This window comes from Pseudomonas petroselini (assembly GCF_045037875.1).
GTDB lineage: Bacteria > Pseudomonadota > Gammaproteobacteria > Pseudomonadales > Pseudomonadaceae > Aquipseudomonas > Aquipseudomonas petroselini.
In genome coordinates this window covers 721,069-737,028 of the sequence record NZ_CP173614.1, presented here as the reverse complement: position 1 = coordinate 737,028, position 15,960 = coordinate 721,069, and the positions used below count along the sequence as shown (strand labels likewise).

Sequence of the window (15,960 nt, the reverse complement as noted above, 5' to 3'; positions counted from 1 at the left end):
ACCGCTAGGGCGGGGTCCAGATATCTGCCAACACTTAACACAACATAGGAGCATTGAAGGGCTTCACCACCCATTCAGTAACTCTGAGTGGCAATTCACGGGTTAAGTTCCGGCAGGTTCGAAAAACTATTTGAAATAACTGACGGCGATTTCCGGACTAAAGCACTCTGCCACCACCCCTCGGTGGCAGCAAAGCTCCGAGATCAGTGCGCCTGGTCCCAGTTATCGCCGACGCCCACTTCCACCAGCAGCGGCACATCCAGCTGAGCAGCGGCACTCATGTGCTCGCGAATCTTCTCGCTGACTTCCGCGACCAGATCCTCACGTACTTCCAGCACCAATTCATCGTGCACCTGCAGGATCACCTTGGCATCCAGGCCTGAATCCGTCAGCCAGTTATCCACCAGCACCATGGCTTTCTTGATGATGTCTGCCGCTGTGCCCTGCATCGGCGCGTTGATTGCAGTGCGTTCAGCCGCCGCGCGCTCCTGGGGCTTGTTGGAATGGATATCCGGCAAGTAGAGGCGGCGACCGAAGAAGGTCTCTACGTAGCCCTGATCGGACGCCTGGGCGCGGGTGCGTTCCATGTACTCACGAACCCCGGGATAACGGGCGAAATACACATCGATGTACGCCTTGGCCGTCTTGGTATCGACGCCAATATCCTTGCCCAGCTTCTGTGCGCCCATGCCATAGATCAAACCAAAGTTGATCGCCTTGGCGCTGCGGCGCTGATCAGACGTGACGTCACCCAGTTCAACCTTGAACACCTCGGCCGCCGTGGCGGTGTGCACGTCGAGGTTGTGACGGAAGGCGTTCATCAAACCTTCGTCCTTCGACAGGTGAGCCATGATCCGCAGCTCAATCTGCGAATAGTCCGCCGCCAGCATTTTGTAGCCTTTGGGCGCGATGAAGGCCTGGCGAATCCGCCGCCCTTCAGCGGTACGCACCGGGATATTCTGCAGGTTCGGATCACTGGACGATAAACGCCCGGTCGCCGCCACCGCCTGGTGATAGGACGTGTGGATACGCCCGGTGCGCGGGTTGATCTGTTCCGGCAGACGGTCGGTGTAGGTGCTTTTCAGCTTGCTCATGCTGCGGTACTGCATCAGCACCTTGGGCAGCGGGTAGTCATCTTCGGCCAGCTTTGCCAGCACTTCTTCGGCGGTTGAAGCCTGGCCCTTACCGGTTTTCTTCAGTACCGGCAGGCCGAGCTTTTCGTAAAGAATCGCCCCGAGTTGCTTGGGCGAACCCAGGTTGAATTCTTCACCAGCGATCTCGAACGCCTGGCGCTCCAGCTCGACCATCTTGTTGCCCAGTTCGATGCTCTGGATACCCAGCAGGTCCTTGTCGACCAACGCACCCTGGCGCTCAATACGCGCCAACACCGGCACCAACGGAATCTCGATATCCGTGAGCACACTCGCCAGGCTCGGAATGGCTGAAAGTTGCGCAAACAGCGCCTGGTGCAGGCGCAAGGTCACATCGGCGTCTTCCGCCGCATAAGGGCCAGCCTGCTCCAGCGCGATCTGATCGAAAGTCAGCTGCTTGGCACCCTTGCCGGCAATGTCCTGGAAGGCGACGGTGTCGTAATCCAGGTACTTCTTGGCCAGGCTGTCCATGTCATGCCGCGTTGCGGTAGCGTTCAACACATAGGATTCGAGCATGGTGTCGAAGGCGATGCCCCGCACGGTAATGCCGTGCGCCGGGTCGCCGCCGATGGCGCAATTGGCCAGGATGTTCATGTCGAACTTGGCGTGCTGGCCGACCTTGAGCTTGGTCGGGTCTTCCAGCAGCGGTTTGAGGGCCAGCAGCACGGTATCGCGATCCAACTGCTCCGGCGCGCCGATGTACGAGTGGGTCAGCGGGATATAGGCCGCTTCGTGGGGCTGCACCGCGAAGGAAACACCCACCAACTGCGCCTGCTGGGCATCGATCCCGGTGGTTTCGGTGTCGAAGGCGAACAGCTTCGCGTCGTTGAGCTTCTTCAACCAGATGTCGAAGGTGGCCTGATCAAGGATCGTGGTGTAAGTCGCCTCCGCCGGCGCCACTACCTCAACGACGTCCTCAACAACCGGCGCAGCCTTGAGCTCCACCCGCTTGGCGTCGCGCTGGATCTCATCAAACCAGCTCTTGAACTCCAGCAGCGTGTACAGCTCCAGCAGTTTTTCACGGTCCGGCTCAATCAGGTGCAGGTCATCCAGGCCCACATCCAGCGGCACATCAATCTTGATCGTCGCCAACTGGTAGGAAAGGAACGCCATCTCCTTATGCTCTTCCAGCTTGGCCGGCAGCGTCTTCGCGCCCCGAATAGGCAGGGTCGGCACGATATCCAGCTGTTCATACAGCTCTTTAAGGCCACCATTCACACCGACCAGCAAGCCGGAAGCCGTCTTCGGACCAATGCCCGGGACGCCTGGGATGTTGTCGGACGAATCGCCCATCAAGGCCAGATAGTCGATGATCTGCTCGGGAGCGACACCGAATTTCTCCTTCACGCCCTCGATGTCCATCGCGCTACCGGTCATGGTATTGACCAAGGTAATGTGCCCGTCGACCAGCTGTGCCATGTCCTTGTCCCCGGTGGAAATCACCACCGGACGGTCAGCGGCCGCACTGCTGCGGGCCAGGGTGCCGATCACGTCATCGGCCTCAACGCCTTCAACGCACAACAACGGGAAGCCCAGGGCGATCACGCTCTGGTGCAGCGGCTCGATCTGCAGGCGCATGTCATCGGGCATGCTCGGGCGGTTGGCCTTGTATTCAGCGTACATGTCATCGCGAAAGGTCCCACCCTTGGCGTCGAACACCACCGCGAACGGGCTGTCCGGGTACTGCTTGCGCAGGCTTTTGAGCATGTTCAACACCCCCTTGACCGCGCCGGTGGGCAGGCCTTTGGAGGTGGTCAGCGGTGGCAGCGCATGGAACGCGCGGTACAGATAGGAAGAACCGTCCACCAGGACGAGGGGTGCTTGGCTCATGAGCAGAATCAACCTTTTCGGCGGGTCAGGCGCTAGAATAGCCGGACCAATGACGACAAAGGGACAAGGTTATCATGCGTACATTCAATCGCCTGCTGTTGACCGGCTTGATTGCACTCGCTCCGATGGCTGCCATGGCGGCAGACGATGCCCCTGGGGGTGATCCGGAAGTTACGATCCGCACGGAAGGCGACAAGACCATCCAGGAATACCGTCAGAACGGTTTCCTGTACGCAATCAAGGTCACCCCGAAGGGTGCGCCTCCGTATTTCCTGGTACGCGCGGACGGAACCGACGCGAACTTCATCCGCTCTGACCAGCCGGATATGCTGATCCCGTCATGGAAGATCTTCGAATGGAAATGATTTCTTAACTTCAATTGGCGCCGCACACCGCGGCGCCCGTACTGGCAGTTTTAACCATGTCTGTGTTCACCCCCCTGGCTCGGCCCGAGCTGGAAACCTTTCTCGCCCCTTACGGGCTCGGCCGCCTGATCGACTTCCAGGGGATTGCCGCCGGTAGCGAAAACACCAATTTCTTTATCAGCCTGGAGCAGGGCGAATTCGTCCTGACCCTGGTTGAACGCGGCCCGGTCGCGGAAATGCCTTTCTTCATCGAACTGCTCGACGTGCTCCACGACGCCGACCTGCCAGTGCCCTACGCCCTGCGCACCACCGACGGTGTGGCCCTGCGCGAGCTGAAAGGCAAACCGGCCCTGCTGCAACCGCGCCTGGCCGGCAAGCACATCAAGGACGCCAACGCCCAGCACTGCGCCCAGGTCGGCGACCTGCTTGGCCACCTGCACTTGGCGACACAAGGCGAGAAGGTGCTGGAACGCAAGACCGATCGCGGCCTGGACTGGATGCTCAACGAAGGCGCGCAGTTGATTTCGCACTTGAACGACGCACAGCAGCGCCTGCTGCAAGACGCGCTGACTGAGATCGAAGCGCACAAGGCCCAGATCCTCGCCCTGCCGCGCGCCAATGTGCACGCCGACCTGTTCCGCGATAACGCGATGTTCGAAGGCACGCACCTCACCGGCCTGATCGACTTCTACAACGCCTGCTCGGGCCCGATGCTCTACGACGTGGCAATCGCCCTGAATGACTGGTGCTCGGACGCGGATGGCGTGATTGACGCGCAACGCGCTCGGGCAATGCTGGGCGCCTACGCCGGGCTGCGGCCGTTTACCGCGAAGGAAGCTGAATGGTGGCCGATGATGTTGCGCGTGGCCTGCGTGCGGTTCTGGTTGTCGCGCCTGATCGCCGCTGAGTCGTTTGCCGGTCAGGATGTGTTGATTCACGATCCTGCCGAGTTCGAACACCGGTTGGCGCAGCGCCAGCAGGTCACGATCCAACTGCCGTTCGCGCTCTAAAAAATGTGGGAGGGGGCTTGCTCCCTCCCACCTTAGATCTGCGCTGCGTCTCACAACGATTCCAGGCAACCCGCCAAGTCATTCCCCAGTTTCTCCAGCACCTGCTCATAACCTTGAGCCGTCGCCGGGGTATACCCGCCGAGCGCATCCAACTCCGCCAGCTTCACCGGCAACCCGGCCACCAGCGTTTCAGCCAGACGCGGGCGCAACGGCGGCTCGCTGAACACGCACGTCTTGCCCACTTCCTGCAAACGCGTACGCATCGCCGCCACGTGCTGGGCGCCAGGCTGTACCTCTGCGGCAACGCTGAACACACCGGCATGCTTGAGCCCATAAGCGTCTTCGAAGTAATCGAAGGCTTCGTGGAACACGAAGTAAGGTTTGCCATCAATTGGCGCCAAGCGGGCTTTCAAGCGCGCGTCCAGGGCATCCAGGCGCTCATCGAAGGCCTTCACGTTGCTCTGGTAACGCGTGGCATTGGCCGGGTCGGCTGTCGCCAGGTCAGTCGCCATACGCGCGGCAATCACCCGAGCGTTTACGGTCGATAGCCACAAGTGCGCATCCAGGCTGCCTGGTCGGTGATCGTGGTCGTGCTCGTCGGCATCGTCGGCGTGGGAGTGGCTATCTTCGGCGAATCGACGCAGCTTCATTCCCGGAAGGTCCTGCACCGCCACCGTTGCGGCCGTACGACCTTTAAGCACGCGTGGTAGGAAACTCTCCATATCCGGACCGATCCAGTACAACAGGTCCACCGACTGCACGCGCCGTACGTCGGATGGTCGCAATGCGTAGTTATGAGGCGATGCACCCGGCGGCAACAACACCTCGGGAACCGCTACGCCGTCCTGCACAGCAGCGGCAATCAACTGCAATGGCTTGATGCTGGTCAGCACCTTGACCTCGGCCTGAGCGGCGCCAGTAATGAACAAACTGGTGACAAACACGACAAAAACGGGAAAAAGTCGGGACACGATGACCACTCAATGGCGTAGGAACGGGTAACATAATAACGTCTCTATCAAATATCTGTCGCCGCTCATGCCTAAAACACCGCTTGCCAGCCGTCCCCACGACCACTCTCACTGCGTGCATACTGCGCTGTCGGAGGCCGACACCCTGTGCACACAGAAGGGGTTGCGCCTGACCGCCTTGCGGCGCCGCGTGCTGGAACTGGTGTGGCAGAGCCACAAGCCGCTGGGCGCCTACGACATTCTCGGCGTGCTCAGCGAGCAGGATGGCCGCCGCGCCGCACCGCCGACCGTGTACCGCGCGCTGGACTTCCTGCTGGAAAACGGCCTGGTGCACCGCATCGCCTCGCTCAACGCCTTCGTCGGCTGCAGCCACCCGGAACACGCGCACCAGGGCCAGTTCCTGATCTGCCGCGAGTGCCACGCCGCCATCGAGCTTGAACAAAAAAGCATCAGCGACGCCATCATCAAAAGCTCCGCCGATGTCGGCTTCCGGGTCGAAGGGCAAACGGTCGAAGTGGTCGGCCTGTGCTCGGGCTGCCAGGGGGCTTGATGAGCAACGCGTTAATCCGCCTGGAGCAGGTCGGGGTCACGTTCGCCGGGCAAACCGTGCTGGATAACATCGCACTCAGCGTTGAGCCTGGGCAGATCGTCACCCTGATCGGCCCCAACGGCGCCGGCAAGACCACCCTGGTACGCGCCGTGCTCGGACTGCTCAAGCCCGACACCGGCAGCGTGTGGCGCAAACCCAAGCTGCGCGTCGGTTATATGCCGCAGAAGCTGCACGTCGACCCCACACTGCCACTCTCCGTGTTGCGCTTCCTGCGCCTGGTGCCAGGCGTGGATCGCGCCCGCGCCCAGGCTGCGCTCAAGGAAGTCGGCGCTGAACAGGTGATCGACAGCCCGGTGCAAAGCATCTCCGGCGGCGAAATGCAGCGCGTGCTACTGGCCCGCGCCCTGTTGCGCGAGCCGGAACTGTTGGTGCTGGATGAGCCTGTGCAAGGCGTCGACGTCGCCGGCCAGGCCGAGCTATACAGCCTGATCACCCGGCTGCGCGACCGTCATGGCTGCGGCGTGCTGATGGTGTCCCACGATCTGCACTTGGTGATGAGCACCACCGACCAAGTGGTGTGCCTCAACCGCCACGTGTGCTGCTCCGGTCATCCGGAACAGGTCAGCGGCGACCCGGCCTTCGTCGAGCTGTTCGGCAAGAATGCCCAAAGCCTGGCGATCTACCACCACCATCACGACCACGCCCACGATCTGCATGGCGCCGTGGTCGACGATCCCGTCGCCCCTCACACCCACGTTCATGGAGATAGCTGCAAGCATGGCTGATTTTCTGCTCTACGCCCTGCTGGCAGGCTTGGCTTTGGCGCTGGTGGCGGGCCCACTGGGCTCGTTCGTGGTCTGGCGGCGCATGGCTTACTTCGGCGACACGTTGTCCCACGCTGCGCTGCTGGGTGTGGCCATGGGCTTCTTGCTGGATGTCAGCCCCACCATCGCCGTGACCGTGGGCTGCCTGCTCCTGGCGGTGCTGCTGGTGACTCTGCAGCAGCGCCAGCCGCTGGCTTCCGACACCTTGCTCGGCATCCTGGCGCCGAGCACCCTGTCGTTGGGCCTGGTGGTGCTGAGCTTCATGCACGAAGTGCGCATCGACTTGATGGCCTACCTGTTCGGCGATTTGTTGGCGATCAGCCCCACCGACCTTGCGTGGATCCTCGGCGGCAGCGCGGCCGTCCTGGTATTGCTGGTCGCCCTGTGGCGCCCATTGCTGGCGATTACCGTGCACGAAGAGCTGGCCACGGTCGAGGGCTTGCCGGTGCCGAGCCTGCGCATGGCCCTGATGTTGCTGATCGCCGTGGTGATTGCTGTCGCGATGAAGATAGTGGGCGTATTGTTGATCACGTCGCTGTTGATCATTCCTGCAGCCGCTGCCCAGCGCCATGCCCGTTCGCCGGAGCAAATGGCGATCGGCGCCAGCCTGTTGGGGATGCTCGCAGTGTGCGGGGGTTTGGCGCTGTCCTGGTTCAAGGATACGCCCGCCGGGCCATCGATTGTGGTCACGGCCGCCGCCCTGTTTTTGCTGAGTTTTGTCCTGCCCCGTCGAGGGGTGTAGACTTGCTCGCTTTTTGCGCAAATAGAGAGTCGCAGGAATGAAGCCGTTCACCTCCCGTTATCTGCTCCTTGCCGCATTTTCCCTGCTGCTGGGCGCCTGTCAAAGCACACCGCCCGCTGCCCCCGAGGCCCCGGACGCACGCGCTGTGGCCATTGCACAGCTGGAGCAAAACCTGGCCAGCAGCGAGTTGGCCACCGCCGAAGACCAGTTAGCCGCGCTACAGGCCCAGTCGCCCAACGACCCGGCGCTGGAAACCTACCAGCGTCAATTGGCCGAAGCCTATCTGCAGCGCAGTCAGATCGTGCTGCAAAAAGGTGACGTAAACGCCGCCGCCACCGCCCTCAGCCGTGCCCGCGCCCTGATGCCCAAGGCACCCGCACTCACCGGCGGCGTAAACAGCGCCATCACCCACGCCCGCAAAGCCGAGCTGGACAAAGCCGAGGCCGCCTTGAAAGCCGCCGAAGCCAAGCCCGCCGCCAAGGTCATCGACCCGGCGGCACCCAGCACGACCGTGGCGCTGAACCTCACCAATATCGAAGAACTGCGCCACCAGCTGGATGCAATTGCCACCGATGTGGTGAATTACCAGTGCGATGTGAGCATCCAGGCACCGCGCACAGAGGATTACCCGTGGCTGGCCACCTTGCTGACCAAACGGGTGAAGCATATCGATTCGGGGTATGACCTGAAGATTCACCGGCAGATTCTGAAGAATATTCCGGCGCAGGTTGTGCTGATTCCGCGCAAGGCGGAGTAAAAACATCGGGGGCAAGCCCCCTCCCACACGTTGAACGTATTCACCGCTCAAATGTGGGAGGGGGCTTGCCCCCGATGACGATCTAACAAACCACCAAAGACTTAAGCCGGAATCGCCTTGGCCTTCGCCTCACGATCCCACACCCGATGCTGTCCAATCGCGGCAAAAAACGCCTTGAACGCCTTGGCATCCGACCCGACGATCAGCCCTGCATCCGCCTCAAGCTTCAACAGTTCCAGCAATGGCTTCGCATCATTGGCGACGGTAATCGCCTTCAGGTGCTTGTACGCCTCCAGCACGAAATGCAGCGCCACACCGTCACCGCTCAACGCCTTGATCGACTCTTTCCCGCCCGGCACGAACACCGCATCAAACGCAATGGACGGCATGCCTTCCATCGACGCATCCACCGGCAGGCTCTTGCCATCGGCCGTCTTCACCGGTGCCGAGGTCGGCCCCAGCAGTTTGGCGTGAGCACCTTCCGCTTCCAGCGCCTTCTTCAACGCGGCAATCGCCACGCCGTCCACACCATTGGCCGCCAGTATCGCCACTTTTCGCGTCTTGATATCGCCCGGCAGCAGGTTCGCCTGGCTCAATGCTGGCGAGCGATCCGGCTGGGTTTTGCGCTCCGGTACAGTGCGTTTGGTCGGTGCTGGCAGCCCCAGGTTGTGCGCCACGCGCTTGGCCAGTTCGAGGTCGATATTGGCCAGGATCTCGTTGACCTGGCGCGCGCGAATGAACTCACGCTCCACCTTGCCCAACTCAAAGCTATAAGCCGCGATGATGTGCTCTTGCTCGTGCTTGCTCATGCTGCGGAAGAACAGGCGCGCTTGGGAGAAGTGATCGCCGAACGACTCGCTGCGCTCACGGATCTTGTGCGCATCGATACGCTCAGGGTAAGACTCAAAACCGCCATCCTGCGCCGCCGGCGGGGTTTCTTTCGGCCAGCCGCCATCGATGGAGTTTGGCTCGTAAGCCGCACGTCCTTTGTCGATGGTGCTGCGGTGCATGGCGTCGCGCTGGTTGTTATGCAGCGGCGTCACAGGCTGGTTAATCGGCAGCTGGTGAAAGTTCGGGCCACCCAGTCGGCTGATCTGCGTATCGGTGTAGGAAAACAGTCGACCTTGCAGCAGTGGGTCATTGGAGAAGTCGATACCCGGCACGATATGCCCTGGGCAGAATGCCACCTGTTCGACTTCAGCAAAGAAGTTATCCGGGTTGCGGTTGAGCACCATCTTGCCCAATGGGGTGATGGGCACCAGCTCTTCGGGAATCAGCTTGGTCGGGTCGAGAATGTCGAAGTCGAAGGCATGCTCCTTGTCCTCAGGAATAACCTGCACGCCCAATTCCCACTCAGGGTAGTCGCCCATCTCAATGGCTTCCCACAGATCGCGGCGATGGTAGTCCGTGTCTTTACCGGCCAGCTTCTGCGCCTCGTCCCACACCAGCGAGCAAGTACCCGCCGTAGGGCGCCAGTGGAATTTGACGAAGTTGGATTGACCCTCGGCATTCACCAGGCGGAAGGTGTGCACGCCAAAGCCCTGCATGCTGCGCAGGCTTTTTGGAATGGCGCGGTCAGACATTGCCCAGATCACCATGTGGGCAGATTCGGGCTGCAACGAAACGAAGTCCCAGAACGTATCGTGTGCAGATCCGCCGGTAGGAATTTCGTTGTGCGGTTCAGGCTTAACGGCGTGCACGAAGTCAGGAAACTTGATCGCGTCCTGAATGAAAAACACCGGCATGTTGTTGCCCACCAGGTCGAAGTTGCCTTCTTCGGTGAAAAACTTCACGGCAAAGCCCCGTACGTCGCGCACCGTATCACCCGAGCCACGCGGGCCCTGCACGGTGGAAAAGCGTGTGAATACCGGCGTTTTATGCCCAGGGTCACGCAGGAACCCGGCCTTGGTCAGCGCCGAATGGTTCTCATACGTCTGGAAATAGCCATGGGCACCCGTACCACGGGCATGCACGATGCGCTCCGGGATGCGTTCATGGTCAAAGTGCGTGATTTTTTCACGCATGATGAAGTCTTCCAGCAGCGATGGGCCACGGGAGCCGACTTTCAACGTGTTCTGGTTGTCGGAAATCTTGACGCCTTGGTTGGTACGCAGGGCCTGGCCGGTCGCATCGGAACGGAATTCCTCCAGGGCCTGCAGCTTGGCGTTGGTGTTGCCACGGTCCAGGGTATCGGTGCCCGCGAGTTCACTCTTCGGCGGGGTGGCTGGCTTCTTGGTACTCATCAGACAAAACTCCTTATTCAAAGTGGCCAGAGCGGTCCCCGGCTCGTTTGAGCAAAACCCCAGGCACGGCACCTGGGAAATCGAGTTGCTTAAGTAGTGACTGATGGGGTTTTGGGCCGTTCCTTTTTTATGACCTTTGATCGCGTTATTGCCAAATCAAAGGTTGAATGCGAAATAAATGCTAAGAAACGCTATACGGACAGGCTAAAATGCGCGCCCGGCTAACCGCTGATCCCTTTTCCATGCGCCCCACAAGGTTCGCTACGTGATCGAGTTTCAAAACGTCCATAAAACCTACCGCGTCGCCGGTAAGGATATTCCCGCGCTGCACTCCACCAGCTTGAGTGTCGAAAACGGCCAGGTATTCGGCCTGATCGGCCACTCTGGTGCGGGTAAAAGCACCCTGCTGCGCCTGATCAACCGCCTCGAAGAACCGAGCGGCGGCAAGATCACGGTGGATGGCGAAGAAGTCACCGCCCTGGATGCCAACGGCCTGCGCCGTTTCCGCCAGCAGGTCGGGATGATCTTCCAGCACTTCAACCTGCTGGCCTCCAAGACCGTCGCCGACAACGTGGCGCTGCCGCTTACCCTGGCCGGCGAATTGTCGCGCAAGGACATCGACCTGCGAGTGGCCGAATTGCTCGCCCGCGTCGGCCTGTCCGACCACGCCAAGAAATACCCGGCGCAGTTGTCCGGTGGCCAGAAGCAACGCGTCGGCATCGCCCGCGCCCTGGCGACCAAGCCAAAGATTTTGCTGTGCGACGAAGCGACCAGTGCCCTTGACCCGCAGACCACCGCTTCGGTGCTGCAACTGCTGGCCGAGATCAACCGCGAGTTGAAGCTGACCATCGTGCTGATCACCCATGAAATGGACGTGATCCGCCGCGTCTGCGACCAAGTGGCCGTGATGGACGCCGGCGTGATCGTCGAGCAAGGCTCGGTGGCCGATGTGTTCCTGCACCCCAAGCACCCGACAACCAAACGCTTCGTGCAAGAAGCCGAGCAGGTCGACGAAGGCGAGCAACACGATGACTTCGCCCACGTGCCGGGCCGCATCGTGCGCCTGACATTCCAGGGCGAAGCGACCTACGCACCATTGCTGGGTACCGTCGCCCGGGAAACGGGGGTGGACTACAGCATCCTGGCCGGTCGTATCGACCGCATCAAAGACATCCCTTACGGGCAACTGACCCTTGCCGTCACCGGTGGTGACATGGAAGCCGCGTTTGCACGTTTCACCGCCGCCGACGTCCACATGGAGGTCCTGCGCTAATGGAAGTCCTGATGAGTTTCTTCGCCAATATCGACTGGTCTGAAATCTGGCTGGCCACGGGCGACACCATGACCATGCTGTTCGGCTCGCTGTTCTTCACCGTGGTGCTCGGCCTGCCGCTGGGTGTGCTGCTGTTCCTGACCAGCCCGCGCCAACTGTTCGAGCAGAAGGGCCTGTACGCGCTGCTGTCGCTGATTGTGAACATTCTGCGCTCGCTGCCGTTCATCATTCTGTTGATCGTGATGATCCCGTTCACCGTACTGCTCACCGGCACTTCGCTGGGTGTGGCGGGTGCGATTCCGCCGCTGGTCGTGGGCGCGACGCCGTTCTTTGCGCGGTTGGTGGAAACCGCCTTGCGTGAAGTGGACCGCGGCATCATCGAAGCCACCCAATCCATGGGCGCCAGCACCCGCCAGATCATCACCAATGCCTTGCTGCCCGAAGCCCGTCCGGGCATTTTCGCAGCGATTACGGTGACGGCGATTACACTGGTGTCCTACACGGCCATGGCCGGTGTGGTCGGTGCCGGTGGCCTGGGCGACTTGGCAATCCGTTTCGGTTACCAGCGCTTCCAGACCGATGTAATGGTGGTCACGGTGGTGATGCTGTTGATCCTGGTGCAAATTCTGCAAACCGTCGGCGACAAGCTGGTGGTGCACTTTTCTCGAAAATAACGGCCATGGCCGGCCCCCGCCGGCCCATGCCCGAACAAGGAGCTTGTTGGATGAAAAAACTACTGGTTGCTTTCGCCGCCGTTGCCGCGTTTTCCGCCCACGCTGAGACCATCACGGTCGCCGCTTCGCCGGTTCCTCACGCGGAAATCCTGGAGTTCGTGAAACCTGCCCTCGCCAAAGAAGGCGTAGATCTGCAGGTCAAAGTCTTCACCGACTACGTGCAGCCCAACGTACAAGTCGCGGAAAAACGCCTGGACGCCAACTTCTTCCAGCACCAGCCGTACCTGGATGAGTTCAACAAAGCCAAGGGCACTCACCTGGTGAGCGTCGGCGCTGTGCACCTGGAACCCCTGGGCGCCTACTCCAGCAAGTACAAGAAGCTGGCCGACCTGCCTGACGGTGCCAACGTGGTGATCCCGAACGACGCCACCAACGGCGGCCGCGCGCTGCTGCTGCTGGCCAAGAACGGCCTGATCACCCTGAAGGACCCGACCAATATCCTGTCGACCATCAAGGACATCACCGGTAACAGCAAAAACCTGAAATTCCGTGAACTGGAAGCCGCCACCCTGCCGCGCGTGCTGACCCAGGTCGACCTCGCGCTGATCAACACCAACTACGCCCTGGAAGCCAAGTTGGATCCGTCCAAGGACGCCCTGGTGATCGAAGGCAACGACTCGCCTTACGTGAACATTCTGGTGACCCGCGAAGACAACAAGGATTCCGACGCGGTGAAGAAGCTGGTAGCAGCCCTGCACACCCCTGAAGTGAAAGCCTTCATCCTCGAGAAGTACAAAGGCGCGATCCTGCCGGCGTTCTGATGTAACCCGATCTCCCAAGCACTGGAGATCAAAAAACGTGGGAGGGGGCTTGCCCCGATAGCAGTGGGTCAGCCACCAAAGCAATGCCTGACACTCAGCAATCGGGGGCAAGCCCCCTCCCACATTTGTTATGTGTCGCCTGTTAGTTGCGCTTCAACAACCCAGGCAACTGCGCCACCAGCTTCTGGTTATTCAACGGCGCACGAATAAACCCGCGCTGCGTCCCATCCGGCCCGATCAGCGCCAGGTTGCCGCTGTGGTCGACGGTGTAGTTCGGCTTGCTGGTATCGGCAGGTATGAACGGAATGCTCACGGCATTCGAGACCTTCTGCACATCCTCCACATTCGCGCCAGTCAGGCCCTGGAACTGCGGGTCGAAGTAGCCCAGGTACTGCTTGAGCTGGGTCGGCGTATCGCGGTTCGGGTCGACGCTGACCAGGATCACCTGCAACTTATCCACAACGTCCTTGGGCAGTTCGCTCTTGATCTGGCGCAGTTGGGCGAGGGTGGTCGGGCAGATGTCCGGGCAGAAGGTGTAGCCGAAGAACAACAAGCTCCACTTGCCTTTCAACTCATTGACCACCACCGGCTGCCCTTCCTGATTGGTCATGGTTACCGGCGGCAGCTGGCGACTTTGCGGCAGCAGGATGATGCCGGCGTCGATCAAGGCGGTGGGATCGCCCTGGCCTTTGCCACTCAGCACTTTGTTGACGGTCAGGCCCATGATCAACGCGACAATGGCCACCAGGATAAAGACAGTTTTTTGAGTTCGAGTCATAGGTTCAACAGTAGGTAGTGGTCTACGAGCAGGGCGATGAACAGCAGCAGCAAGTACCAGATAGAGTACTTGAAGGTGTTGATCGCCGCGTGCGGCTGAGCGCCACGGTACAGCACCCAGGCCCATTGCAGAAAGCGCCCGCCCAATACCAGCGCACACGCGAGGTACAGCAGGCCGCTCATATGAATGACATAGGGCATCAGGCTCACCGCCAGCAGGACGAAGGTATAAAGCAGGATATGCACCTTGGTGTAATGCTCGCCATGGGTGACCGGCAGCATCGGGATATCGGCCTTGGCGTATTCCTCCTTGCGGTGAATGGCCAGGGCCCAGAAGTGCGGCGGGGTCCAGGCGAAGATGATCAGCACCAGCAGCAAGGGTTCGGCGCTGATGTGGCCGGTGACGGCAACCCAGCCCAACAGCGGCGGCGCGGCTCCGGCCAGCCCACCGATCACGATGTTTTGCGGCGTGGCACGCTTGAGAAAGCCGGTGTAGATCACCGCATAACCCAGCAATGAGGCCAGCGTCAACCAGGCCGCCAGCGGGTTGGTGAACGCCAGCAGCAGCGCCAATCCTGCAACCGCCAGAAACAATGCAAACGCCAATGCCGCCAGCGGCGACACCCGGCCCTCCGCCAACGGCCGCTTGTGGGTGCGCGCCATCACCGCGTCGATGCGCCGATCCACCACATGGTTGACCGCCGCCGCACCACCCGCACACAGGGCGATCCCCAGGTTGCCAAACACCAGCACCGTCCACGGCACGCCGGCGCGGGTCGCCAGGAACATCCCCACCAGCGAAGTGATGAGCATCAGCACCACCACCTTCGGCTTGGTTAGCTCCAAATAGTCACGCCAGATCGCCTGGCGGTGGCGCGCGCCGATCAAGGTCGCCATGGCATCTCTCCTTTAAGGGTGATGAGGCCCGATACGTGTTTGCGCGGGATAAAGCGCCAGCCGAACGGCAGCTGGTTGCGCACCCGGACCAGGCTGGTGCGGGCGTGGTAGTTGACCAGTACCAGCGTCAGCAGCAAAGCCGCACCGCCGGCGTTGTGCCCCACCGCAACCGGCAGCGGCAGATGGAAGTACACGTTGCTCAGGCCCAGGCAGATTTGCGCCGCCAAGGCGATCAGCAGCAAGCCGGCCAATCGCGTCATACCGACCGCGCGCAATTGCCAGGCCAGGCCGAACAGCACCAGGCTGACGATGACGGCGCCCATGCGGTGGGTGAGGTGGATGGCGGTGCGCGCCTCGCTGTCCAGCTGCCCGCCCAGGTAGTTGGGGCCGATGTGCTGGGTGAGATGAAAGCCATTGGCAAAATCCGCTGCCGGCCACCATTCGCCATGACAGGTCGGCAAATCGATACAGGCCACCGCCGCGTAGTTCGAACTGACCCAGCCGCCCAACGCAATCTGGCCGATCACCAGCACCAGGCCGGCGGTTGCCCAATACTGCAGGCGCTTGGGCACGATCAAGGCGGGCAACACCCCGGACAGGCGCAGGGTCAGCAGGAACAGCAGGCTCAAGGTCGCAAAGCCGCCGAGTAAATGCCCCGTCACCACCTGCGGCCACAGCTTCAGCGTCACCGTCCACATGCCAAACGCCGCCTGCGCGAACACCACCGCCAGCACGAACAGCGGCAATTTCACCGGCTGCCCCGGATCGCGCCGATGGCCCCACGAGCGCGCGGCCAGCAATACGATCAGCAAGCCCAAGGTGCCGGCAAAGTAGCGATGCGTCATCTCGGCCCAGCCCTTGTCCGCTTCCACCGGCGTATCAGGGAAGTGCAGCTCGGCATGGGCCAATTGGGCTTCGGTCTTGGGCACGCTGATAAAGCCGTAGCAGCCGGGCCAGTCCGGGCAGCCAAGTCCGGCGTGAGTCAGGCGGGTATAGGCGCCGAGCAGCACGACAATCAGCGCCAGCAAGGTGGCAAACAGCGCGAGGCGAAATCCAGGTTTGGCCATGACGATGC

Annotated in this window: 15 protein-coding genes; 9 read left to right on the top strand and 6 right to left on the bottom strand. The window is 61.2% G+C overall.

Annotation, left to right across the window (positions count from 1 at the left end; translation table 11 throughout):
- Window positions 1-203 precede the first annotated feature (203 nt).
- Complete coding sequence (gene polA / locus ACI512_RS03505) at window positions 204-2,981, bottom strand: DNA polymerase I (RefSeq protein WP_231809744.1); 2,778 nt, start codon at window positions 2,979-2,981, stop codon at window positions 204-206.
- A 74-nt stretch (window positions 2,982-3,055) separates the two neighbouring features.
- Between polA and ACI512_RS03500 the strand changes: the two genes are divergently transcribed.
- Both ACI512_RS03500 and ACI512_RS03495 read left to right on the top strand, forming a co-directional pair.
- Window positions 3,056-3,346 (top strand): DUF2782 domain-containing protein, encoded by a 291-nt coding sequence (locus tag ACI512_RS03500; protein ID WP_012721523.1) that lies wholly within the window; start codon window positions 3,056-3,058, stop codon window positions 3,344-3,346.
- Between the two features lie 56 nt (window positions 3,347-3,402).
- A complete protein-coding gene (locus tag ACI512_RS03495) occupies window positions 3,403-4,356 on the top strand; it encodes a homoserine kinase (protein ID WP_064053138.1) in 954 nt (317 codons plus the stop codon).
- A gap of 50 nt (window positions 4,357-4,406) precedes the next feature.
- On the opposite strand, the gene ACI512_RS03490 is transcribed toward ACI512_RS03495, so the two are convergent.
- Window positions 4,407-5,336, bottom strand: a complete 930-nt coding sequence (locus ACI512_RS03490) for a zinc ABC transporter substrate-binding protein ZnuA (RefSeq protein ID WP_012721521.1) — start codon at window positions 5,334-5,336, stop codon at window positions 4,407-4,409.
- A 58-nt stretch (window positions 5,337-5,394) separates the two neighbouring features.
- Between ACI512_RS03490 and ACI512_RS03485 the strand changes: the two genes are divergently transcribed.
- The 4 genes from ACI512_RS03485 to ACI512_RS03470 are packed head-to-tail and all read left to right on the top strand — an operon-like array spanning window position 5,395 to window position 8,200.
- On the top strand, window positions 5,395-5,877 hold the full coding sequence (locus ACI512_RS03485; RefSeq protein WP_012721520.1) for a Fur family transcriptional regulator: 483 nt from the start codon (window positions 5,395-5,397) through the stop codon (window positions 5,875-5,877).
- Window positions 5,877-6,662, top strand: coding sequence for a zinc ABC transporter ATP-binding protein ZnuC (gene znuC, locus ACI512_RS03480; RefSeq protein ID WP_012721519.1), 786 nt, complete (start codon window positions 5,877-5,879; stop codon window positions 6,660-6,662). Before ACI512_RS03485 ends, znuC begins: the two co-directional genes overlap by 1 nt.
- Window positions 6,655-7,443 carry a zinc ABC transporter permease subunit ZnuB gene (znuB, locus tag ACI512_RS03475; RefSeq protein WP_012721518.1) on the top strand — a complete coding sequence of 263 codons (789 nt, stop codon included), beginning with the start codon at window positions 6,655-6,657 and terminating at the stop codon, window positions 7,441-7,443. Before znuC ends, znuB begins: the two co-directional genes overlap by 8 nt.
- A 37-nt stretch (window positions 7,444-7,480) precedes the next feature.
- A complete protein-coding gene (locus ACI512_RS03470) occupies window positions 7,481-8,200 on the top strand; it encodes a PA5502 family lipoprotein (RefSeq protein ID WP_231809746.1) in 720 nt (239 codons plus the stop codon).
- A 101-nt stretch (window positions 8,201-8,301) separates the two neighbouring features.
- On the opposite strand, the gene katE is transcribed toward ACI512_RS03470, so the two are convergent.
- A complete protein-coding gene (katE, locus tag ACI512_RS03465) occupies window positions 8,302-10,464 on the bottom strand; it encodes a catalase HPII (protein ID WP_268947367.1) in 2,163 nt (720 codons plus the stop codon).
- A 244-nt stretch (window positions 10,465-10,708) separates the two neighbouring features.
- Here katE and ACI512_RS03460 point away from each other — a divergent pair, with 244 nt between their 5' ends.
- From ACI512_RS03460 to ACI512_RS03450, 3 genes are read left to right on the top strand one after another with little or no spacing between them, the layout of a single operon-like run.
- The gene (locus tag ACI512_RS03460) at window positions 10,709-11,716 is read left to right on the top strand and encodes a methionine ABC transporter ATP-binding protein (RefSeq protein WP_012721515.1); all 1,008 of its coding nucleotides are present in this window, start codon (window positions 10,709-10,711) and stop codon (window positions 11,714-11,716) included.
- A complete protein-coding gene (locus ACI512_RS03455; protein WP_012721514.1) occupies window positions 11,716-12,390 on the top strand; it encodes a methionine ABC transporter permease in 675 nt (224 codons plus the stop codon). Before ACI512_RS03460 ends, ACI512_RS03455 begins: the two co-directional genes overlap by 1 nt.
- Before the next feature lie 50 nt (window positions 12,391-12,440).
- Entirely contained in the window at window positions 12,441-13,211 is a 771-nt protein-coding gene (locus ACI512_RS03450; RefSeq protein ID WP_236381393.1) for a MetQ/NlpA family ABC transporter substrate-binding protein, read from the top strand.
- 142 nt (window positions 13,212-13,353) lie between these two features.
- On the opposite strand, the gene ACI512_RS03445 is transcribed toward ACI512_RS03450, so the two are convergent.
- Genes ACI512_RS03445 through ACI512_RS03435 form a run of 3 tightly spaced genes read right to left on the bottom strand, consistent with a single transcriptional unit; the run spans window position 13,354 to window position 15,952 of the window.
- Window positions 13,354-13,989 carry an SCO family protein gene (locus tag ACI512_RS03445; RefSeq protein ID WP_012721512.1) on the bottom strand — a complete coding sequence of 212 codons (636 nt, stop codon included), beginning with the start codon at window positions 13,987-13,989 and terminating at the stop codon, window positions 13,354-13,356.
- A complete protein-coding gene (cyoE, locus tag ACI512_RS03440) occupies window positions 13,986-14,885 on the bottom strand; it encodes a heme o synthase (RefSeq protein ID WP_231809775.1) in 900 nt (299 codons plus the stop codon). Before cyoE ends, ACI512_RS03445 begins: the two co-directional genes overlap by 4 nt.
- Entirely contained in the window at window positions 14,873-15,952 is a 1,080-nt protein-coding gene (locus ACI512_RS03435; RefSeq protein ID WP_012721510.1) for a heme A synthase, read from the bottom strand. Before ACI512_RS03435 ends, cyoE begins: the two co-directional genes overlap by 13 nt.
- Between the last annotated feature and the right edge of the window lie 8 nt (window positions 15,953-15,960).